Genomic DNA, 23306 nt, shown 5'->3' with positions numbered 1-23306 from the left:
CACCACACCGGACATGGTCCGTTCCGGACGCGTCTTCTAACCTCAATTAAATCTTGACAATCATCCGTAAATTGGTTAAAATAATCATAAATAAATAAGTGCCTAAGAGAGATAAGAGTAAGGTATCAAGCGTTTTATGACGCTTAGTTCACCTTACTCTTTTTGTCGTTTGGCGGTGAAAAACCGGCGGAAGCCGGAATCCAGCCGTTCTAACAAATGTAAAAGGAGAGAAGAAGAATGAGCAGTTGTATCTATGATGTAGTTGTAATCGGCGGCGGCGTAACAGGCTGTTCCGTTGCCAGAGAGTTATCCAGGTATCATCTCCACACCTGTCTGCTGGAGCGTGAGGAGGACGTATGCTCCGGAACTTCCAAAGCCAACAGCGCCATCGTCCATGCCGGATATGATGCGGCGGGCGGTTCCCTGAAAGCAATGCTGAATGTGCAGGGGAATGAGATGATGGAGCAGCTTTCAAACGATTTGCAGTTCGATTTCAAGCGCAATGGATCCATGGTTCTCTGCTTTGATGAAAACGATTTACCGGCTCTTAAGGAGTTATATGAGAGAGGCGTAAAGAACGGGGTTCCCGGCCTTGCCATTATCTCAGGAGACGAGGCCAGGGAAAAGGAGCCGAATGTCAGCGATACGGTGGTGGCTGCTATCTATGCGCCTACCGGCGGAATTGTATGTCCCTTCGGCCTGACCATTGCCATGGCCGAGAATGCATATGAAAACGGCGTGGAATTCAAGATGAACACAGAAGTGGTTCAGATTGAAAAAGCGGATTTCGGCTACAGGCTGATTACGAATAATGGTGAGGTGCATGCAAAGTACGTGGTAAATGCGGCAGGTGTATATGCCGATGTGTTCCACAATATGGTAAGTGAGAAAAAACTTCAGATTATTCCCAGAAGAGGGGACTACTGCCTTCTCGATAAAGAGGCCGGGAACCATGTATCCCATACGATTTTCCAGCTTCCGGGCAAATACGGCAAAGGCGTTTTAGTATCCCCAACCGTCCACGGAAACCTTCTGGTAGGGCCTACGGCAATTGATATAGAGGATAAAGAGGCAACGGAGACGACGGCGGAGGGCCTGGCGGAGGCTATATCTAAATCTGTCCGGAGCGTGAAAAATATCCCATTCAGACAGACCATCACCTCTTTTGCAGGACTGCGGGCTCATGAGGCGAACGATGAATTTGTCATCGGTGAGGCGGAGGATGCAAAGGGCTTCTATGATGCCGCAGGAATTGAATCACCGGGACTTTCCTGTGCGCCGGCTCTCGGTAAATATCTGGCTCAGATGATTGCAGAAGCTGCCGGGGCCGCGATAAAAGAAGATTTTAAAGCGACGAGAAAAGGTTTTATCAAAGCGGCTGAGCTTCCACGGGAAGAGAGAGCCAAGCTTATAAAAGAACATCCGGAATACGGGACCATTATCTGCCGCTGTGAGAATATCAGCGAGGGTGAGATAATTGACGCGATACGCAGACCGCTCGGGGCGGTATCCCTGGATGGAATCAAGCGCAGGGTACGCGCGGGCATGGGCAGATGCCAGGCAGGCTTCTGCACGCCGAGGACGATGGAAATTCTGGCGAAAGAGCTCGGCATAACAATGGATGATGTCTGCAAAAACAGAACCGGTTCAGAACTGTTAAAAGGTGATAAGTAGGAGGACTTAAGATGATGCATCATGATATTGTAATTATAGGCGGCGGCCCGGCAGGCCTTGCAGCGGCAGTTTCCGCACGCCGCGCCGGAGTAGAGGATATCCTGATTCTGGAGAGGGATAACGTGCTGGGAGGTATTTTAAATCAGTGCATCCATAACGGATTCGGACTTCATACATTCAAAGAAGAACTTACAGGACCGGAATATGCAGCCCGCTATATTGAGATGGTAACGGAAGAAAAAATTCCTTACAGGCTGAATACGATGGTAATTGATATCAACAGTGAAAAAGAAGTCACCTACATCAACAGAGAAGAAGGACTTGTGACTATCAAGGCAGGCGCAGTCATCCTGGCCATGGGATGCAGGGAGCGCCCGAGAGGGGCCCTCAATATTCCGGGTTACCGGCCGGCCGGCATTTTTTCGGCGGGAACTGCCCAGCGTCTGATGAATATAGAAGGCTACAGCGTGGGAAAGGAAGTTGTAATCCTGGGCTCGGGTGATATCGGGCTTATCATGGCAAGGCGTATGACGCTGGAGGGAGCTAAGGTGAAGGTGGTAGCCGAGCTGATGCCATATTCCGGCGGCCTTAAGAGAAATATTGTACAGTGTCTCGACGACTATGATATTCCGTTGAAGCTGAGCCATACCGTGACGGAAATTCACGGAAAAGAGAGAGTTACAGGCATTACCATTGCCGAGGTTGACGGGAACAGAAAACCGATCCCCGGAACCGAAGAGTATTATTCCTGCGACACACTTCTTCTGTCTGTCGGACTGATTCCGGAGAATGAGCTGACGAAAGGGATCGGCGTATCGATGAACCAGATCACATCGGGCCCGAATGTCAATGATCATCTTCAGACAGAGGCAGAGGGAGTCTTTGCCTGCGGCAACGTCCTTCATGTGCATGACCTGGTGGACTATGTGTCGGAGGAAGCGAACCTGGCGGGAAAGAATGCGGCGGCTTATGTTAAGAAAGAGACGGCGGGAGAGGAAACAAAGGAAGTCAGGCTGGAAGCTTCAAACGGTGTGCGTTACACCGTGCCTCAGTCTCTTGATATCCGGAATATGAACGATCAGGTGGTCGTGCGTTTCCGGGTGGCCGATGTATATAAGGATCGCTTTATCTCTGTTTATTACGGGGATGAGAGAGTGTCGAAACGGAAGAAAAAGGTTCTCGCACCCGGAGAGATGGAGCAGGTAATTCTGAAAAAAGACAGCTTTAAGAATTATCCTGATTTAGAGAAGATAGTGATTTGTACGGAGGTAGAGTGATGGAAAAGAGAGATCTGATCTGTATCGGCTGTCCTTTGGGCTGTCCGGTGAGCGTTACGACAGACGGAGACAATATTACCGTGACAGGAAATACATGCGCTAAAGGTGAGGCTTACGCCAAAAAAGAGGTGACCAACCCGACAAGAATTGTGACCTCCAGTGTTATTGTGGAGGATGGGACACTGACAAGGGCATCCGTTAAAACAGAAAAAGATATCCCAAAGGGAAAGATATTTGACATCATGAAAGAGATCCGGGCAGTCAGAATGAAGGCGCCTGTCCATATGGGGGACGTCATTATCCGTGACTGTGCGGGAACCGGCGTTTCCATTATTGCAACAAAGACGGTAGAAGCCGTATAAAACGGCGAAAAGTAAATGACGGAAAAAGAGACAGGAGGGCGGATATGACCGGCGGAAGAGAAATACTGAAAGAAATCAGCCTGTTTGTACTTGATATGGACGGAACGTTCTATCTGGGGGACAGGAGGCTGGACGGCGCTTTGGAATTTATTCATGCGGTGGAAGCGGCAGGAAAGAAGTTTCTGTTTTTCACGAATAATTCTTCCAAATCACCGGAGGACTATATCAGAAAACTGGAAAAAATGGATTGCCGCATTTCCAGAGATCAGATTGTCACATCAGGGGATGTAACAATCCGTTATCTGAAGGAATGCTACGGCGGAAAAACAGTATATCTGATGGGAACAAAGGCGCTGGAGGCAAGTTTTAGGCAGGCCGGGATCCGGCTGTTGCCCACAGACGGGGAAGCGGCACGGGAGGAGCAGCCCGATGTGGTGGTGATTGGATTTGACACGGAGCTGACCTATGAAAAGCTGGAACGGGCCTGCACCTTTATCAGGAACGGAGCGGTATTTCTGGCTACTCATCTGGATATCAACTGTCCTGTGGAGGGCGGTTTCATACCGGACTGCGGAGCCATGTGCGCCGCGATAGCGCTGTCGACCGGAGTACAGCCAAAATATCTGGGGAAACCGTTTAAGGAAACGGTGGATATGGTGCTGGAGCATACGGGAACAGAGAAAGAGGCGGTGGCTTTTGTCGGAGATCGTATCTATACGGATGTGGCAACCGGTGTCAATAACGGTGCGAAAGGTTTTCTGGTGCTGACCGGTGAGACGAAAGCGGAGGATGTGGAGAAATCTTCCGTGAAGCCGGATGCGGTTTTTGAATCGCTGGGGGAAATGAAAGGCTATCTGTAAGTCTTCATAAATTAATAATTGGCAGGGGGGACTTAACATGCAGGAATTTTTAAGTCAGTTAAACCAGGAGACGGAAGCGCTCCTTGTACTTTCGATCATATTATTTGCCGGATTCATTATGACGAGGCTGACCAATACCCTGAATCTTCCCAAAGTGAGCGGTTACATATTGGCGGGAATCCTGATCGGTCCCTGCAGCCTTAATTTTATTCCGCAGCATATGATTGATTCAATGGGGTTTGTCAGTGATTTGGCCCTGGCCTTTATCGCCTTTGGGGTCGGGAAATTCTTTAAAAAAGAAGTGCTGATGAGAACCGGCAAAAAAATAATCGTGATAACAATCAGCGAGGCCCTGACGGCGGGCGTGCTGGTGACGGTTATTTTAAAGTTTATATTTCGTCTGGACTGGGATTTCGCCCTGATTCTCGGCGCAATCGCCACGGCAACGGCTCCGGCCAGCACGATGATGACGATCAACCAGTATAAGGCCAAAGGAGAGTTCGTCAACACGCTGCTTCAGATAGTGGCCCTTGACGATGTTGTCTGTCTTCTCGCCTTCAGTATCGTGGCAGCCATTGCCAACGGAAGGGCATCGGGAGCGCTTACGGTCAACGATATTCTGATACCCATTATGCTGAACCTGTTCGCCATCTGCCTGGGATTTTTCTGCGGTTATTTTCTGAGCCGCCTGCTGATTCCGGCCAGAAGCAGGGATAACCGTCTCATCCTTGCTATCGCAATGCTTTTGGGACTTTCCGGTATCTGTGCGGCTGCCGATATCTCTCCGCTGTTATCCTGTATGGTGTTCGGCGCGGCTTATATCAATCTGACCAGGGATAAGAAGCTGTTCCGCCAGATCAATAACTTCACGCCTCCGGTCATGTCCATATTTTTCATTGTTTCCGGCATGAACCTGAATGTGAACGCCCTGGGGACAGTCGGAGTCATAGGAGTCGCTTATTTCCTGATCCGTATTGCGGGGAAATATCTGGGCACTTATTTCAGCTGTCTGGCTATGGGCACCAGCAGGGAAATCAGGAAGTATATGGGGCTTGCCCTGATCCCTCAGGCCGGCGTCGCAATCGGTCTGGCGTTTCTGGGACAGAGGCTCCTGCCGCCGGAGACGGGAAATCTGATGCTCACCATTATTCTGTCCTCCTCGGTTCTCTATGAGATGGTGGGCCCGATCAGCGCCAAAGCGGCCCTGTTCTTATCGGGCAGCATTGCCTTCAAGAAGACCCGTGACAAAGAGGATACGGAGCCTCAATGCGCGGCTTCAGATAGAAGCAGCATGTGTGAAAAAATTGACGTGATTACAGGGCTTGACAGTGTTATTGAGGAGAAGGAGGAAGGGGAAGAGGCAGAGCATGGAGAGCTTGTGCCGGAGATTCCGGATTCCGAATGCGGTGAAGAAAGCGGCGAAGAGTGCGATGAAGCCGACGACTGTGAATGCCTGTCGGATGAGGAAGATACCGAGGAATGCGAAGAATCCGGGGATCACGACGATTTGGCGGACAGTGTGCTGGAGGAATTGAGGGAATACAGCGAAGGCGTGGATGAACGGGATGATTATGATATAGAAAAAGAAGTCAAGCCGGTAAAACGCAAAAAGAAGAAAAAACAGAATAAGAAGAATAAATAGAATTGGTTAATTTTTTGTCAATATATACAGAAAAAGACAATTAAATGGAAAAAACATTGGTAATAACGACAAAAATGCTTGATTATTTGTTGAAATAGTGTTAAGATTACACTATAAATTTCGATAGATAAATAAAGAGCAGAGAGTTGGAGAGCGGCGCAAACTAGAAACAGTTCACAAAAGTGAGCTGCTTTGGTCGAACCGCTTTTTTCTTTGCCGGTAAGTCTGCCCGGAGGGATGCCGGGGCTTTATAGGGTATCGGAAGAGACAGGAAAATACATACAGGCGCAAGCTGAGGGAGGGTACCATGGTAAAGAATTTTGCCCACAGAGGGTTCAGCGGGATGTATCCCGAGAACACGATGCTGGCTTTTGAGAAAGCTGTGCAGACAGAGGGCTGCGACGGTATTGAGATGGATGTCCATCTGACAAAGGATGGGGAAGTGGTGATTATCCATGATGAGAAGCTGGACCGTACCTGCGTGAACGGAACCGGCTTTGTGAGGGATTATACATATGAAGAGCTGAAGAAGTTTGACGTGTCCTTCAAATTTGCCGGCCAGTGCGATTCACAGCATGTTCCCACACTCAGGGAATATTTTGAACTGGTAAAAGATACGCATATTATCACCAATATTGAACTGAAGACAGGAATTTTTGAGTATCCGGGAATCGAGAAAAAGGTGTATGACCTGATTGAAGAATTCGGACTGAAGGAGAAAATCATCATCTCTTCCTTTAACCATTTCAGCATCAGGAGAATGAAAGAACTCTGTCCCGATATGGAATGCGGGCTTCTGACGGAGACCTGGATGATTGACGCCGGACGCTATACGAAGTATGCAGGGGCTGAATGTCTCCATCCGATTTTCTATAATATGACTAAAGAGGTGGTGGCCGAAGTAAAGAGCCAGGGCATCAAAATTAACACATGGACCGTTAATGAAGAAGAAGACATCCGGACCATGATTGCCAGAGGGGTGGACTCCATCATAGGCAATTATCCCGACCGTGTGACACGAATCAGAAAAGAAACGGAATGATTCAGGCAGTTTGAATGAGACTTGGGGGGAAAACCCTTAAGATAAAAGGAGGAAAAATAATGAGAAAAATGAAGAAGGTACTGAGTCTTGCATTAGCAACCGCGCTCTGCGTATCCATGGCGGGATGCAGCAGCAAACCGGCCGAGACACAGGCTCCAAAGGCAGAAGGGCAAGCGGAGGGAAGCCAGGAGGCAGCGGCTCCGGCTGATGATTATCATCTGGTGTTAAAGCTGAGCCATGTATTTGCTCCGGAAGAGCAGCTTACAAAGACGATGGATTCCATCGCAGCAAACATTCTTGAAAGAACAAACGGCGCCATCGAGATTCAGACATATCCGCAGGGACAGCTTGCAACCTATAAAGACGGTGTAGAGCAGGTAGTCCGCGGTGCAGATTTCATTTCCGTAGAAGATCCGTCTTACCTGGGCGACTATGTTCCGGATTTCAATATCCTGGCAGGCCCGATGTTAGTTAATTCCTACGATGAATATGAGTATCTTCTCGAAACACCGGAAGTACAGGATATGTTCAAGAGAGCCGAGGAAAAAGGAATCAAGATTCTTTCCCTCGATTACATCTTCGGTTTCAGGAGCCTCATGACAAACAAGGTTATCACAAAGCCGGAAGACTTAAAGGGAATGAAGATCCGTACACCAGGCAGCCAGTTATATGTTGATACATTAAACCATATGGGCGCTACAGCCACACCACTCGCTTTCTCTGAGACAATTTCAGCAGTTCAGCAGGGCGTTGTAGATGGTCTGGAAGGAACAATCGACGCATATGCGACAAACGGCAGTGCGGAAGTGGCAAAGAACATGGCTATGACAAAACATCTCTTAGGCGTTTGCGGCGCTTACATCAGCGTAGACGTATGGAACAAGATTCCGGAAGAGTACAGAACAATCATGCAGGAAGAGTTTACAAAAGGCGCAGAGACAATGGTTAAGAACATCTCCGAAGGCGAAGAGGCTACAAAGCAGAAGCTGGAAACAGAGATGGGAATCTCCTTCAATGACGTAGACAACGCAGCATTTGCAGAATTAGTTGCGCCAATCTACGACAATATGAAAGACGTTACACCGGGTCTCTACGACAAATTCAAAGAAGCAATTGCTAATATGCCAAAATAATGGAACCTCGCGGGGGAGGAGCTTTGCCCCTCCCCTTTTTATCGTGTCCTACAGGAGCCCGCGTACGGCGCGGGAGGTGACGCGTGTTCCTGATCAGAGAGGAAGAATGGTATGAATAAAACCGTGAAGTTTATACTTGGACACTTTGAAGAGATATTGGCCTCCATCTTTATTGTAATCACAACAAGTCTCGTCCTTGTAAATGTATTTTTGCGTTATTTCATGAGAACCGGTCTTTACTGGACCGAAGAAGTTACTACAAGCTGTTTTGTTTGGTGTGTTTTCCTGGGAGCGGCAGCGGGCTATAGAAGGGGAATGCACATTGGAGTTGACATTCTTGTCAATAAGCTACCGAATACAATGAGGAATATTGTAAGGATATTGGTTGATCTGATTCTATTGTTCACCAACGGATATCTTTTTTATCTGAGCGTAGTATTTGTGCGCCTGTCTTATATAAAACCGACGGCGGTACTTGGGGTATCATCCGCATGGGTCAGCTCCGCGCTGATTGTCGGTTTCTGTCTGACTACGATTTATTCCGTCGGCCATATGGCAAATGATATAAAGCGGATTGTGAAAACAGGCACTTTTGGAAAGGGGGAAGAGTAAATGGCATTTTTACCGGTAATTATCGTATTTCTCCTGTATTTCTCAGGAATTCCGATTGCATACGCACTGTTTGCATCTTCACTTTTCTATTTCGGCGTGCTGAATACCGGCTCACCGACCGACCTGATTTTGCAGAAGTTTATCACCAGCACACAGTCATTCCCTCTGCTTGCGATTCCGTTCTTCGTAATGGCAGGCTCCATTATGAACTATGCCGGAATCAGCACGAAGCTGATGAGTTTTGCCGATGTGCTGACCGGCCATCTTCCGGGAGGGCTTGCCCAGGTCAACGTACTCCTCAGTATGCTGATGGGCGGCGTGTCCGGTTCGGCCAACGCCGACGCGGCCATGCAGTGTAAGATGCTGGTGCCGGAGATGGAGAAGAGGGGCTACAGCAAGGGCTTCTCAGCGGCGATCACGGCGGCGTCCTCAGCCGTTACGCCGGTAATTCCGCCGGGAATCAACCTGATTGTCTATGCGCTGATTGCCGGTGTTTCAGTAGGAAAGATATTCATGGCCGGTTATATGCCGGGTATTTTCATGGCCATCTGCCTGATGATTACGGTAAATATCATTTCCAAGAAAAGACATTATGCGCCGAGCCGTGAGAAGCGTGCGTCGGCCAGGGAAATCGGCCATCAGGCCATTGATTCCATCTGGGCGCTTTTATTCCCGTTCGGAATCATTCTGGGACTGCGTATCGGTCTGTTTACACCGTCCGAGGCAGGAGCCGTGGCTGTTTTATATTGTATTGTTATCGGCGCTTTTGTATATAAGAATCTCCGTCCGGCGCATATTCCGCTCGTACTGAGAGAGACGATAGAGGGAACCAGCACGGTTGTCCTGATTATCGTGGCCGCCAATGTATTCGGCTATTATATGAGCTGGGAGCGTATTCCCCAGATGCTGACGGAGCTGCTTCTGGGTATCACGCAGAATAAGTATGTGATGCTTATGATTATCAACGTCCTGCTTCTGGTTCTGGGCATGTTCCTGGAGGGCGGAGCAGCGCTGATTATCCTGGCGCCTCTGCTTGTACCTGTAGTGAAGGGACTGGGCGTGGATCTGGTTCATTTCGGTCTTGTCTGTATCGTGAATATCATGATCGGAGGACTGACGCCGCCGTTCGGCTCAATGATGTTCACCTGCTGCTCAATTACGGGCTGTGAACTGACGACCTTTGTTAAAGAATGTATTCCGTTTATCATCGCCCTGCTTGTGGCGCTGCTTATTGTTACCTATGTTCCTATACTGACGATGTTCATTCCGAACCTGTTATATTAAGAATAGAAACAGTGGAAACAGAAGCTGACGCATTAACGTTTTGTACTATACAGGCATCCGTCTGTGAACGGCCATTGCTGCCGTTCACAGGCTCTGCCCCGAGAGGCGTCTTTATTGACAAAGCCATGGTGATATGCTAGAGTGAAATTAAATATTAGTTACAGTTCAGCCTTCGGCAAACTGCAGCAAATGATGCACAGAAACGGCAAAAACCGCCGAGCGTAATGCATCATGGCTGAACTGTTATGAATATTATCAGGAGAAAGGAGCCGGTTATTGACAGTGGGAATCACTGCCGATCACACTGCTCTTTTCTTAAATTACACAGGCAGTCGGAAGATAAAGAGAGCGGAGGGGACATAATGCGGAGTGCATTTCATGATATATTAATTGATTGTCCGGTTATAGCGGCGGTCAAAGATGATGAGGGACTGGAAAAATGTCTTGAGTCGGAAAGTCAGATTGTATTTATACTTTACGGGGATTTGATAAGAATCCCCCAGATGGTGAAAAAGATAAAAGACGCAGGAAAGCTGGCGATGGTACATATTGATTTAATCGCGGGACTTTCCGGCAAAGAAGTGGCGGTGGATTACATTAAGCAGGAGACGCTGGCTGACGGAATCATTTCCACCAAGATGGCTATCGTGAAACGGGCAAAGGAGCTGGGACTCATTACGGTGTTCCGTTTCTTTGTCATTGATTCCATGGCCTTCGATAATATCAGGAAACAGTATCATACCGTACAGCCCGATGTGGTGGAGATTCTTCCCGGCCTGATGCCGAAGATTATCACCAAGGTGTCGAAGCTCGTTTCATGTCCCGTTATTGCGGGAGGGCTGATTGCCGATAAAGCCGATATTATCGGGGCAATTGAAGCCGGGGCTACGGCTATATCTTCCACCAATCAGAAGACCTGGTTTATCTGATGTGATCGGAACGTCCGCTTCGGAAAGAAAATACGGGGAGGATTCATTTTATGGCAAATTATGTTATGGCGCTGGACGCCGGTACAACCAGCAACAGGTGTATACTTTTTAATGAAAGAGGGGAGATCTGCAGCTCGGCCCAGAAGGAGTTCCGCCAGTATTTTCCGCAGCCCGGCTGGGTGGAGCATGACGCCAACGAGATCTGGTCAACCCAGCTCGGCGTGGCGGTGGAAGCCATGTCAAAGATTGGGGCGGAGGCTGCCGATATTGCGGCTATCGGTATCACAAACCAGAGAGAGACGACCATTGTATGGGATAAAATTACAGGGGAACCGGTCTACCATGCCATCGTATGGCAATGCCGGAGAACCTCCGAATACTGTGATTCCCTGAAAGAAAAAGGACTGACAGACAAATTCCGTGAAAAGACGGGACTTGTCATCGACGCTTATTTTTCAGGAACGAAGCTCAAATGGATACTGGATCATGTCGAAGGAGCCAGAGAGAGGGCGGAGCGCGGAGAGCTTCTCTTCGGAACGGTGGAAACCTGGCTGATTTGGAAGCTGACACGGGGAGCGGTACATGTAACGGATTACTCCAACGCGTCGAGAACCATGCTGTTTAATATCAGGACGCTGCAGTGGGACGCCGAGATTCTGGAAGAACTGAATATTCCGAGATGCATGCTGCCGGAAGTAAAACCTTCCAGTTCCGTATACGGGGAGGCGGATCACCAGTTCTTCGGCGGTCCGATTCCGATATCAGGGGCAGCCGGGGATCAGCAGGCCGCACTGTTCGGCCAAACCTGCTTTCATGCGGGGGAAGCCAAGAATACATATGGGACGGGCTGTTTTTTACTGATGAATACAGGGGAGCAGCCGGTTTATTCGAAGAATGGCCTGGTGACGACCATTGCGTGGGGAATTGACGGCAAAGTGAATTATGCGCTGGAGGGCTCTATTTTCGTGGCCGGAGCCGCTATCCAGTGGCTGCGCGATGAAATGAGGCTGATTGATTCATCGGCTGATTCCGAATATATGGCGGGCAAGGTAAAGGATACCAACGGCTGTTATGTGGTTCCGGCCTTTACAGGTCTGGGAGCGCCCCATTGGGATCAATATGCCCGGGGTACAGTTGTCGGCATCACACGCGGTGTGAATAAATACCACATTATCAGAGCCACACTGGAATCCCTTGCGTTTCAGACCAATGACGTCCTTCAGGCAATGAAGGCTGATTCCGGTATTGCCTTAACATCCCTGAAAGTGGACGGCGGCGCCAGCGCCAATAACCTGCTGATGCAGATGCAGTCCGATATCATCCAGGCCCCGGTGCGCCGTCCGCAGTGTGTGGAGACTACGGCTATGGGCGCCGCTTATCTTGCGGGACTGGCAGTGGGATATTGGGAGAGTAAAGAAGACGTACTCAGAAACTGGGCCATTGACCGTGTGTTTGAACCGGAGATTTGTATGGAGGATAGGGAAAACAGGATACGCGGCTGGAATAAAGCGGTTAAATGTGCTTATGGATGGGCGAAAGAGGAATAAACGGGTTATGGCTCAAGTGACGGGGCGGCTGCCTATGCAGACGCCCTGTCCGTGATCCATGAACAAAATGAAATAAAGGAGATATTTACCAATATATGAAATTTCTAACGAAAAAATGAATTTTTATGAAGTTTTTTATAAGATTTAAACGGTCTGAATGTGGACTTTTTCCTATAAATATGGTATTTTAGATACTAACAGGTATAGTGTAATTATATAGGTGTAAAACCTTGGATATAGATGGTTTGGCGGGATATCAACACGGATGCCTGACATGAGCCCGGGACTTTATTTGCGCGTCGAGTAAGGTCTTTTTTTGACAGCGGCGCAGGATGGGCAGGAGTATGCCAGACGCGCCGGACGGACAAATCATGCAGGAGGGAGGAAAGAACGTGGCTACAAATAAAAGAATACGCCTTGGTGATTTACTGGTTCAAAAAGGCCTTATTACGGAAGAGCAGCTGATGCGTGCGCTGAAGGAACAGAGGCAGCGGGGGACAAAGCTTGGAGAGACGCTGATCAGCCTTGGCTATGTCTCGGAGCGGGCGATTGTGAAGATACTGTGTGATCAGCTTCATATCGAGTATGTGGAGCTGCGCAATATGAAGCTGGACGAAGCCGCCGTCTATACGATAAACGAGACGGTTGCAAAAAAATACAGCCTGATCCCCATTGGTTTTGACAAAGACAATCCCAATATGATGCGGGTAGCCATGTCTGATCCGATGGATTTTATGGCAATAGATGACATTGCCATTATCACGAATTTCAAGATTATCCCGGTTCTCAGCACAAGCAGCCAGATTGCCTTTCAAATCGACCGGTATTTTGGACGCCAGTCGGTGATCGCGGTTGCGGATCAATATAAAAAAGAACAGGGAAGAGATGAGGCGGCGCGTGACGCCGCAAGAGGCGAAGTCTCCCTGACGGAGTCGTCCCCGATTGTCGTGATGGTACGCTCCATCATCGAGCAGGCCGTGCGCCAGAGAGCCAGCGACATCCACTTTGAGCCGATGAGGGATGGAATCCGGATCCGGTTCCGTATCGACGGAAACCTGGTGGAGGCCATGAGCTATGATATGTCGATTTACACGGCAATTATTGCCAGGCTGAAGATTATTTCCGGCATGGACATATCGGAGAAGAGAAAACCGCAGGACGGCCGTACCACGATGGACATAGACCATGTGGAATACGATGTCCGTGTTTCCTCCATTCCGACTGTGTACGGCGAAAAGATCGTTATGCGTCTGACTAATAAGGAGAAACTGACAAGGGATAAAAGAGAACTGGGACTGAGCGACGACGATATGAAGCGTTTTGATCAGATGCTGGCCCATCCTCATGGGATTATTCTTGTGACCGGCCCTACGGGAAGCGGTAAATCCACGACACTTTATACGGCACTCAGTGAACTCAACCGTGAGACGGTGAATATTGTTACGGTAGAAGATCCGGTGGAGGCGAATATTGACGGAGTAAACCAGATTCAGGTGAATCCGAAAGCGGATATGACCTTTGCGTCGGCTCTGCGCTCTATTCTGCGTCAGGATCCGGATATTATAATGATTGGAGAAATACGAGATCCCGAAACCGCGGAGATTGCGGTTCAGGCATCGATTACCGGCCATCTTGTGGCCAGTACTTTACATACCAACAGCACTTCCGCCAGTATTGCCAGGCTGCTGAACATGGGAATCGAGCCGTATCTTATGGCCGATGCCCTGGTGGGCGTGGTGGCCCAGCGTCTTGTAAGAAAACTCTGCCGCTGTAAGAGGGGCAGAGAGGCGACCGCGCAGGAAAAGGAAGAGCTGGGAGTGAACCAGGACGAAGTCCTGACCATCTATGAACCGGCCGGCTGCCAGCTTTGCAGCCAGACAGGATATTTCGGACGGACTGCCGTCTACGAGATGATGCCTGTAACACCGGAACTTCGATGGGCAATCACAAAGATGCAGCCTTCATCCAAGGTGAAGGAGATTGCACAGAGAGAAGGTATGATTACTCTGAGGGGAAGCGCAGTCAGACTGGTGAGGGAAGGCGTTACCTCCTTGGAGGAGATGAAAAAGATTGCCAGCGAGGAGGACTAACAGATGGATCTGACAGAACTTTTGGGGGAGGCGAAGAAGCTGAACGCCTCCGACCTTCACATAACAGTAGGAGTGCCGCCCCAGGTGCGTGTCAACGGAGCGCTGATTGCGATGGAAAACTGCCCGAGACTGATGGGGGATGATACGCAGGAGCTTGTTGAAAGTATCATGGGAGAACGGCAGAAAAGCCTGTTTGAAGATAAGGGGGAGGTGGATTTCTCCTTTGGAATCCCGGCACTGGGCCGGTTCAGGGTTAATGCCTTCCGCCAGAGGGGAACAGTTGCAGCAGCATTCCGTCTGGTGAGTACAGAGGTACCCACCCCCGAATCCCTGGGACTGCCCCAGTCCGTTATTGACCTGTACCAGAAGAACAGCGGACTTGTACTGGTGACAGGGCCTACAGGAAGCGGTAAATCCACGACGCTTGCGTCACTGATACAGCGGATTAATGAGACAAGGAGAAACCATATTATTACGCTGGAGGATCCGATTGAATATCTTTACCGCCACAGCAAATCCCTGGTAAACCAGAGGGAGATAGGACTTGACACGAGAAGCTATGCGGCCGCCCTGCGCGCTGCCCTGAGGGAGGATCCGGATGTCATTCTGGTAGGTGAGATGAGGGATCTGGAGACAATCAGCACGGCCATCACGGCTGCGGAGACGGGCCATCTCGTTTTTTCCACGCTGCATACGATAGGCGCAGCGTCTACGATTGACAGAATTATAGATGTTTTTCCGGCTGAGCAGAAAGACCAGATCAGGGTCCAGCTCTCCATGGTTATGGAGGCTGTCATTTCACAGAGGCTGCTGCCGAAGGCAGACGGGAGCGGAAGAACCGGAGTATTTGAGGTAATGCATGTGAATACGGCGGTCCGCAGCCTGATCCGGGACGGTAAAACCTATCAGATCCCAAGTATCATCCAGACAAACAGGAAAGCCGGGATGATTACGATGGACGACGCCCTTCTGGAAAAATACAGGGCAGGCATTATCACACGAAAGATGCTGGTAGACTATGCGGTGGATCCGGTGTCGATAGAAAAACGCCTGTTATATTAAGGAGACGAGCGGAATGGCTAATTACCGTTACCATGTTATTACCCCGGCCGGGAAAGAAAAAAAGGGAATCATCACAGCGTCAGACAGGCCCCACGCGATGGCGGTACTGAAAAACGACGGCAATACCGTGATTTCCATTGATGCTCCCAGCATATGGGATAAAGAGTTTGAACTTCCGTTTCTGAATCCGGGAGTCAGGCCCAGAGATATGAGCGTCTTCTGCCGCCAGTTCGTCACGCTGACGGAATCCGGTATCAGTATCGTACGTGCTATGGAGATGCTGGAAGAGCAGACGGTCAATAAATTATTAAAAGAAGCAATCCGGGAAACCAGGGCCTCTGTTGAAAAGGGGGATACGCTGGCCGGGAGCATGAGACACCATGAAAAAGTTTTCCCTCCGATGTTCGTCAACCTGGTTCAGGCCGGTGAGGAGGCAGGAAAGCTGTCATTGTCATTTGAACGGATGGCGGCGCATTATGAGAAGACGGCCAAACTCCAGAATATAATCAAGAAGGCCATGATTTACCCGATTATCCTGTCGATCGTGGCTGTGATTGTCATAATCGTAATGCTTGTATACATAGTGCCGATGTATTCCGATATGTTTGTGGATATGGATGCAGAACTGCCTGCGATTACAAGGGCAGTGGTCGGACTGAGTAATTTTATGACCAGATACTGGTATATTATATTGATTGGCATTTTTGCCATTGTCATGGGGCTGAGGGCCTATGGAAGCACGGAATCGGGAGATTACGTTTATTCCAATCTCGTTCTTCGGATACCGCTTGTCGGAAAGCTGAAGAAAAAGACAGCCTGCGCCCAGTTTTCAAGGAACCTGAGTACGCTGCTCAGTGCAGGCGTGCCAATTATAGAAGCGCTGGAAATTACGGCAAACACGATGGATAACACGGTTTACCGGCTGGCAATCAGCGACGCACGCGAACAGGTGGCAAGAGGAATCCAGCTTTCGGTTCCATTGCAGGAAAGCGGCGTCTTTCCCTCCATGGTTTATCATATGGTGGGAATCGGTGAGGAGACAGGCGGATTAGACACGATGCTTGATAAGGTGGCGGAGTATTATGAGGAAGAGGTGACCGCTGCAACCGAACAGGCTGCCGCCGCGCTGGAACCGCTGGTCATTATCTTTATGGCTGTAATTGTAATCGCAATTATTGCGGCCGTATTTACTCCGATGCTTACGCTGTACAGCAGTGTGGATAATCTGTAGACTGGCGTGAGGTACGCGGAGGACTTAAGAGATATTTAACTCACGTCGTGCGCCCGACATGGCGGAGTTACATATATAAAACTAAGAGAAATCTTAAAGAAAGAAGGAGATTGGAATGAACAAGAAAAAGAATAACAAAGGTTTTTCACTGATTGAATTGATCATCGCGATTGCGATACTGATCATTCTGACAGGACTGCTGGCACCGCAGTTTATGAAGTATATTGAGAAGTCCAGGGAAGCGAAGGATATGCAGACATTGGATACTGTGTATACGGCTGTTCAGGGAGCGTTTGCTGATGAAGGTGCTTATGAGGATTTTATAAAGGAATCTGAAAATGGAGCATACAAGGCTATAGACGAAGGAATGGAATTAACTGATATTTTAAAAGAATCAGACAAATTTGCTGTTGAGTTGCAAACATTACTCGGAAGCAAAGATGGTAAAACAATTAAATTGGTGTCTAAAAAAGCTTCTGGAGGTGTAGTCGGAGTTATTGTTAAATATGTAGAAGCGAAAACAGATAGTACTGGAAATGAAATTGCAGCAGGATTAGAAATTGGTGTATATTGTGCTAAGTCTGGTGATGCGACAAAGGGATGTGGAACATTGTCTCCTGTAGGTGCTAATACTCCTGCTGTACCAAGCGAAACAGAGAAATAATCACTTAATATTTGTCCATATTGGGTAATATATCATGTGATAAGGAACGAATGCAGGCACTTATTAGTGCCTGCAGCTTTCCTGGTATTTTAAAAGATAATAATGATTAATGATTATAAAAATGCAATAGAAAAATATGGAATAATAACATAAATGTACATTTTATTATTTATAATTGCCCTCTTCGCCATCACCATCGGCAGCTTCCTCAACGTCTGCATCTACCGCATCCCACGCGGCGAGGACATCGTCCATACCAATTCCCACTGCATGAACTGCGGATACAAGCTGGCGTGGTACGACTTAATTCCCATATTCAGCTGGATATTCCTGCGGGGACGGTGTAGAAAATGCGGAGAGAAAATATCGGTTCAATACCCGCTTATTGAGCTGGCCAACGGCCTCTTATGGGTGGGATTAATTTATAAAAACGGTTTTACAGTGACGGGAATCTGTTATGCAATCGCAGTTTCCTCCCTTCTGGTACTAAGCGTCATTGACTGGCGTACGTTTGAGATTCCGGTGGGATGTAATATTGTAATAGGAACAGCCGGTCTGGTAAACCTGTGGTTTAACAGGCAGGACTGGCTTACATATATGATAGGGCTTATCTGCGTCAGCGGTCTGCTTCTTCTGATTCTGCTTCTCAGCAAAGGCAGAGCCATGGGAGGCGGAGATGTGAAGCTGATGGCGGCAGCCGGTCTTCTTCTGGGATGGCAAAATGTCATCCTGGCTTTTGCGTGCGGATGTATTCTAGGTTCTGTGATTCATCTGGTTCTGATGAAGATACAGGGAAAAGAGCGCATGCTGGCATTTGGCCCTTACCTGTCCGCAGGAATATGGTTTTCCATGATGTGGGGGCAGGAACTGATACAATGGTATATCAATCAATTTTAGCATCCGGTTTCAGGCTGAGTCATAATAATGCGTAACCGGTTTAACAGTGAAAAGAATCATGCTCTGCCGAGGCAGACATGTTCAGAATAAAAGTTACTGTTCACATACTGCTAAAAAAGCGGCGTGCTGTGAACAATAACACGCTTCTCGATGCACAGAAACGGCAAAAAACACTGTTGATTGTGGTGGAAAGTTTACTTTTCATCGCGCCGCGCCGTGAAACTCGGGATTTTCGTGCAAAATGCGTACGAAAACACCCCGCGGAACGCAACCGTGTGAACAGTAACGAATAGAACAACAGGTGAAAGGACAACTTATGGGCAAGCTGCTATCAATCGTATTGACTGACAACCACATAAGAATTGCAGAGTTATCCAACGGCAGGCGAGGTGTTTCGGTATACAGGCTGCTGACCAAAGAAGTGCCGGAGAGCCTTGTTTCAGGCGGATTAATCGTGGATGTGCGCGGCTTTGCCGAGTATCTTAACGCCACTTTGAAATATGCCAATATCAAGACAAAGAAGGTTGTCTTCTCACTTCCCTCTGATCGGATTATGAGCAGGGAAGTAGTGCTTCCGGAGATGAAGGAGGAGAAACTCAAAACAGCCCTGAAGGTGAATGCACCGGAGTATTTTCCGGTGGAGCTGACGGATTACGTACTCTCTTATTTTACAATATCGAGAATCCTGGAGGACGAGACAGAAAACGGGGAAGAGGACGAAGAGACGCAGGAGAGAAAGAAAGCGAAGAGGAAAAAGCCGGGAATCGGCAGGAGCCGCTCGAAGCTGCGTCTGATGGTGGTGGCGGTACCGAACGAAATGGTACAGTCTTATTATGATGCCGCCAAGCTTGCACACCTGAAGCTTATCTCAGTTGATTATATCGGCAACAGTGTTTTCCAGTTGACCTCGAATCAAATTGGCGATGAGCCATGCCTTGTAATCCAGCTGGATGAGGAGCATACGGTTCTGACAATTTATAATGAGACGGTTATGGTACTCCAGCGTCATGTGGATTTTGGAAGCATTTCACTCCTTCAATCCATTATGGATAAGAAGAACTGCAGCCAGGAGGAGGCTCTGGAACAATTGGAGCGCAGGCAGTTAATCCACGACAATTTCGATGATGGGGATGAACTGACAGACACTCTTTATTATCTGGTCAGCAACATCAAACGGGTAATTGAATATTATACAGGCCGTAATGCGGACCATCCTCTGGAGCTTGTTTACATAATCGGGGACGGCTCACGCATCTCCGGTTTGGATGAGCTGTTTGACAAACAGCTGAATCTGCCGGTTGAACGTATCACGGCGCTGAAACAAGTGTCGGTAAAAGAGAGTGCAGGACTTTCCATGAAGGAAGTCCTCAGATATATGGATAATATCGGGGCTGTTGTGGACCCGGTGGATCTGATACCGAAACAACTGGAGCAGGATATCAGGCGGAAGCTGGAGGCCAAGGCTTACCGTGTTATGATTCTGCTGGCATTGTTCGCGTCGGTTGTAATTGTCACTGTTCCGGCAACCAATTTCTTCAATGAGGCAATGGAAACCATTGATCTACAGAATAAATTACTGACGGTGGAGGACGTAAAACCGATACTGGATAACTACAGACAGGCTCAGACGCGTTATTCCGACGTTGTGCAGGTTCAGTCTCTGGTAAGAACCAATAACGAGAGTCTTTCGAACTTTATTGATATATTTGAGCAGCTTCGTCCAAGCAATATTTCGATTCAAAGCTTTAGCTGCAGCGAGGGTCAGGTGAGCTTCTCGGCACTGGCCCAGGGGAAGAAGACGGTGGCGAAGCTGATTCAGCAGCTAGGTATGATTGCCAATGTATCCGAGGTGAAGGTCAGCGCACTTTCAAGCGTATTTGAAGGAAATCAGGAAACGGTTGCATTTTCCCTGACCTGTACTCTGATCAATCAGGATTCCATCTTGAATCCGGGAACAAAGGAAGAGGCATTGGAGAACATGATGCCGGATGAATACAGTGAAATATGGGCGCCGGATGAAGGCGTGGAAGAAGACGGAACCGGCGGCGATGATACGGATGCAGCCGATACGGAAAACGAAGTTTTGGAGAAGAATAATGTCCAAAGTGCGGATATAGAAGAAGGCGGACTGGAATCCGGACAGACACAATTGGCAGCTCAGGTAAATGCTGCTGCGGTGGCTCCGGCTGGCGAGGCTGACGTAGCGGCCGTGCCTGTGACGGAGCAGACTCCTGGGGGACAAGTGCCTGATGCGCCTGCAGCAAATCCAGGTGAGGCAAATTCGGGTGAGGCAAATTCGGGGACGGCAAATCCGGGGGCGGAAATTGGAGGGACCGGGCCGGAACCGGCGCCGGTTACTGTACCTGATAATACAAATGCCGATATTCCGACAGGGGCGGCAGCGGAGGGGAGCGGTCCGGCTTCCGCAAAAGGTTTAGAAAGCGGGGGGACGGCATCATGAAGATAACTTCGAGAGACAAGGAGCTGATTTTTCTCGTACTGTCCATAGGGATTGTTGCCGCATCATGGTTCCTGGGAGCAAAGAATATTGAGAAAAAGACAGAGGAAATGACGGCCAGGAAGGAAGAGCTCCGGCAGGAATACGATGAGCGTATCCGGATTCTTCAGCAAAAGGATGAGTATATTCAAAAGACAAAGGATTATAACGAGGCTTATACACTGATGCTCGGCAGGTATCCGGGGGACATCTCACAGGTGCAGCAGATTATGTTTGTGACGGGGCTGGAAGAACGGTTCGATACTCAGGTGGTATCCGTCTCCTACACGGATCCGGCCGAAATCTATCAATTTCAGACCACAGAACAGGGAAATATTATGCCGTATACGCTGGCAATGAGTACCTTGCAGATTCCGGTCAGTCTGGAGTATGGGAAGTGGAAAGATTTACTGGACTACGTATTCTCCTATCAGGATAAAAATACGATCCCGCAGATTACGGCTTCCTATAACCAGGAGACGAATGTGGTGGATGCAACGGTAACAATGTACCAGTATGCAGTGCGTGGGGAAGACCGGATATTTGAAGAACCAAAGATTACGGTGCCAATCGGTACGGACAATATTTTCCGCTCCGGTACGGCTCTATCCTATAATGGCGGCACGGTGGAACAGATCGAGGCGATAAAGAGCGATTACGACTGTTATATCATGCTGTTCCCGTCTGCATCGGATGTGAATGCCAAGGTCGTGGCAGGCCCGGATGACAGCGAGAAGATAATATCCGACAAGAATGAAGAGGAGACATTGACCATAAAAGCAGAAGAAAACGGGGAAAACAGCAGTATCACTTATACGCTGGGTGAAAACGGACGTCCCCGCGTGCTTTACACGAAGGGAGACACGATTGACATCTATGTACTCAGCTCTCCCAGAATGGGCGGCACGGATCTGAGCCAGGTAAAAGTCCGGATTGAGAACCGGACTTCGAAAAAGATGCGGATTGCCGTGACCGGCGATGATGACGCAAGGCCCAGATTCGTGGTCGAAAGCCGGACAGGTGATGTGGAGATACTGAAGTGACGGAACACTTTAACAGCAGGGATTGTGATAGGAGCGGAACGGTCTGGTGTCAGGCCGTTTATGGAAAGGAGCACGGCTGCCATGGAGAAAAAGGACGGAGGATTTACGCTGATTGAACTGTTAATCGCGCTTGCTGTTCTTTCTATCATGGCAGGCGTGCTCCTTCAGTCGTTTGTAGTAAGCAGAAGGATGAATACCAAGGCCAGGAAAGACGAATTGCTGCTGGATGCGGCGAAGCGGACGATGGAGGAACTGAAAGGGTATCCGTTTGAGGAATTAGAGAAGTTTCTGGCAGAGGGTGAAGGTACAGCCGGTGGCCGGATTATGATAGGGAATACGATGTATCGAATCGAACGCCTGGAAGAGGAAGGAGCCGGAAGGGAAGCCGGCGGCGGAGAAGGCGGAGGACAGGATGGCGCTTCAGAGACCGGACAAAGACAGGGCTACCGTCTTACAGCCGAATACGGACACAATCCGTCGGGGGACGGGAGAGCGTCCTATATCATCAGCGCAGAAGCTGATTTTGGAAAGTACAGCCGGGAAGATGAGGAGATGAATCGTTCATACTCTATCAATCGCTATGAGATGCCGAATATTGCCGATGTAAGCAGCTTTCAGAATGCGGTAATCGATCCGCAGACACTGATGAAAGAGGATGAGCTCTTGACCTCGCAGCTTCTGATGAAGGTGAACGAGGAAGAGGAGACGGGTGAGGGGCTGGAAGCATCAGACGGCGTGACAGGGGACGGCGCCGGGGAGAGTTCCGGCGGGGACAGCTACAGCGAAAGCGAAGTGGAACGATATTTGCGGGTACATATTTTAGAGACGGCCGGCGGCCATGAAGGAGAGGCAGATGACAGCGGAGTTTTGACCGTTCAGGCGGAAGCAGTATATACGGTGGAAGCGGATAATGAGGGACATCCAAATCCGGAGGTTTCAATCGTGGCAAGTCTGGCATCAGTGAAGAGCAACATTGTCAGAGAGGACAACGGCCGGCCTTCCAACCGGATCTATCTTTTTCTTCCGGATAAGGATATTAAATACATAAGGACTGAAGTGAGGGAGAACGGCAGCGGAGAAAAAAGCATTGCTCCGGAAGCGGCCGGCGAAGAATCCGGTTTTCCCGGTTTCGACAGAATTTTTATAAGCTATGACCTGGAGGAACCGATAGAATTCTTTTTGGTAGCAGGCAGTCCCGGCGCATATGAGCAAGCCGGGGATGAGAAGGTAAAGATCGAGTCATCTGAAAACAGCGGGATGTTGATTTATACGAATATCGGTGAGGAAAATGAACCGATATCCTACCACGAACCCGAAAACAGGCTATATCATTTGACTGTGACTGTTTACGAAGCCGATTACAGCGGGACGGAGGGAACAGGCGCAGAACCCGGCAGGGGCCGGGAAATATTGAAACTGGATTCAACAAAATCAGAGTAAGAGTGATAGAAAAGTGGTGC

The 23306-nt window shown here is 49.0% G+C and carries 19 protein-coding genes; all 19 read left to right on the top strand.

The features are described 5' to 3' along the window. Nucleotides 1-237 precede the first annotated feature (237 nt). Nucleotides 238-1674 carry an NAD(P)/FAD-dependent oxidoreductase gene (locus CLOSYM_RS11845; protein ID WP_021642283.1) on the top strand — a complete coding sequence of 479 codons (1437 nt, stop codon included), beginning with the start codon at nt 238-240 and terminating at the stop codon, nt 1672-1674. An 11-nt stretch (nt 1675-1685) separates the two neighbouring features. Next, nucleotides 1686-2951 carry an NAD(P)/FAD-dependent oxidoreductase gene (locus tag CLOSYM_RS11840; protein ID WP_009297085.1) on the top strand — a complete coding sequence of 422 codons (1266 nt, stop codon included), beginning with the start codon at nt 1686-1688 and terminating at the stop codon, nt 2949-2951. Continuing rightward, nucleotides 2951-3313 (top strand): DUF1667 domain-containing protein, encoded by a 363-nt coding sequence (locus CLOSYM_RS11835; RefSeq protein ID WP_003502843.1) that lies wholly within the window; start codon nt 2951-2953, stop codon nt 3311-3313. Before CLOSYM_RS11840 ends, CLOSYM_RS11835 begins: the two co-directional genes overlap by 1 nt. A 44-nt stretch (nt 3314-3357) precedes the next feature. Further along, nucleotides 3358-4173, top strand: coding sequence for an HAD-IIA family hydrolase (locus CLOSYM_RS11830; protein WP_003511048.1), 816 nt, complete (start codon nt 3358-3360; stop codon nt 4171-4173). A gap of 37 nt (nt 4174-4210) precedes the next feature. Further along, on the top strand, nt 4211-5815 hold the full coding sequence (locus CLOSYM_RS11825; protein ID WP_021642282.1) for a cation:proton antiporter: 1605 nt from the start codon (nt 4211-4213) through the stop codon (nt 5813-5815). Nucleotides 5816-6122: 307 nt separating this feature from the next. Further along, nucleotides 6123-6857, top strand: coding sequence for a glycerophosphodiester phosphodiesterase (locus CLOSYM_RS11820; protein ID WP_021642280.1), 735 nt, complete (start codon nt 6123-6125; stop codon nt 6855-6857). Between the two features lie 59 nt (nt 6858-6916). Continuing rightward, a complete protein-coding gene (gene dctP / locus CLOSYM_RS11815; protein ID WP_009297079.1) occupies nt 6917-7990 on the top strand; it encodes a C4-dicarboxylate TRAP transporter substrate-binding protein in 1074 nt (357 codons plus the stop codon). A 111-nt stretch (nt 7991-8101) separates the two neighbouring features. Beyond that, nucleotides 8102-8602, top strand: coding sequence for a TRAP transporter small permease (locus tag CLOSYM_RS11810; RefSeq protein WP_003511042.1), 501 nt, complete (start codon nt 8102-8104; stop codon nt 8600-8602). Next, nucleotides 8603-9886: a TRAP transporter large permease gene (locus tag CLOSYM_RS11805; protein WP_003502856.1), complete on the top strand. Its 1284-nt coding sequence runs from the start codon at nt 8603-8605 to the stop codon at nt 9884-9886. Nucleotides 9887-10248: 362 nt separating this feature from the next. Continuing rightward, nucleotides 10249-10815, top strand: a complete 567-nt coding sequence (locus CLOSYM_RS11800) for a glycerol-3-phosphate responsive antiterminator (RefSeq protein WP_044902387.1) — start codon at nt 10249-10251, stop codon at nt 10813-10815. 50 nt (nt 10816-10865) lie between these two features. Continuing rightward, nucleotides 10866-12362 (top strand): glycerol kinase GlpK, encoded by a 1497-nt coding sequence (gene glpK, locus CLOSYM_RS11795; protein WP_003511037.1) that lies wholly within the window; start codon nt 10866-10868, stop codon nt 12360-12362. Between the two features lie 371 nt (nt 12363-12733). Beyond that, nucleotides 12734-14452 carry a GspE/PulE family protein gene (locus CLOSYM_RS11790; protein ID WP_003511035.1) on the top strand — a complete coding sequence of 573 codons (1719 nt, stop codon included), beginning with the start codon at nt 12734-12736 and terminating at the stop codon, nt 14450-14452. Between the two features lie 3 nt (nt 14453-14455). Further along, nucleotides 14456-15514: a type IV pilus twitching motility protein PilT gene (locus CLOSYM_RS11785; protein WP_003502864.1), complete on the top strand. Its 1059-nt coding sequence runs from the start codon at nt 14456-14458 to the stop codon at nt 15512-15514. Between the two features lie 13 nt (nt 15515-15527). Next, a complete protein-coding gene (locus CLOSYM_RS11780) occupies nt 15528-16745 on the top strand; it encodes a type II secretion system F family protein (protein WP_003502866.1) in 1218 nt (405 codons plus the stop codon). A gap of 115 nt (nt 16746-16860) precedes the next feature. After that, nucleotides 16861-17409, top strand: a complete 549-nt coding sequence (locus tag CLOSYM_RS23460) for a prepilin-type N-terminal cleavage/methylation domain-containing protein (RefSeq protein ID WP_021642275.1) — start codon at nt 16861-16863, stop codon at nt 17407-17409. A gap of 153 nt (nt 17410-17562) precedes the next feature. After that, complete coding sequence (locus CLOSYM_RS11770) at nt 17563-18306, top strand: prepilin peptidase (protein WP_044902386.1); 744 nt, start codon at nt 17563-17565, stop codon at nt 18304-18306. 316 nt (nt 18307-18622) lie between these two features. Next, entirely contained in the window at nt 18623-20767 is a 2145-nt protein-coding gene (gene pilM / locus CLOSYM_RS11765) for a pilus assembly protein PilM (protein ID WP_021642272.1), read from the top strand. After that, entirely contained in the window at nt 20764-21846 is a 1083-nt protein-coding gene (locus CLOSYM_RS11760; protein ID WP_021642271.1) for a hypothetical protein, read from the top strand. The genes pilM and CLOSYM_RS11760 overlap by 4 nt, the downstream gene beginning before the upstream one ends. 81 nt (nt 21847-21927) lie before the next feature. Further along, nucleotides 21928-23286 (top strand): type II secretion system protein, encoded by a 1359-nt coding sequence (locus CLOSYM_RS11755; protein ID WP_044902385.1) that lies wholly within the window; start codon nt 21928-21930, stop codon nt 23284-23286. Nucleotides 23287-23306 lie beyond the last annotated feature (20 nt).

This window comes from [Clostridium] symbiosum ATCC 14940, assembly GCF_000466485.1.
GTDB lineage: Bacteria > Bacillota > Clostridia > Lachnospirales > Lachnospiraceae > Otoolea > Otoolea symbiosa.
The sequence above is the reverse complement of the archived record's forward strand: the minus strand, read 5'-3'. Positions and strand labels throughout refer to the sequence as shown.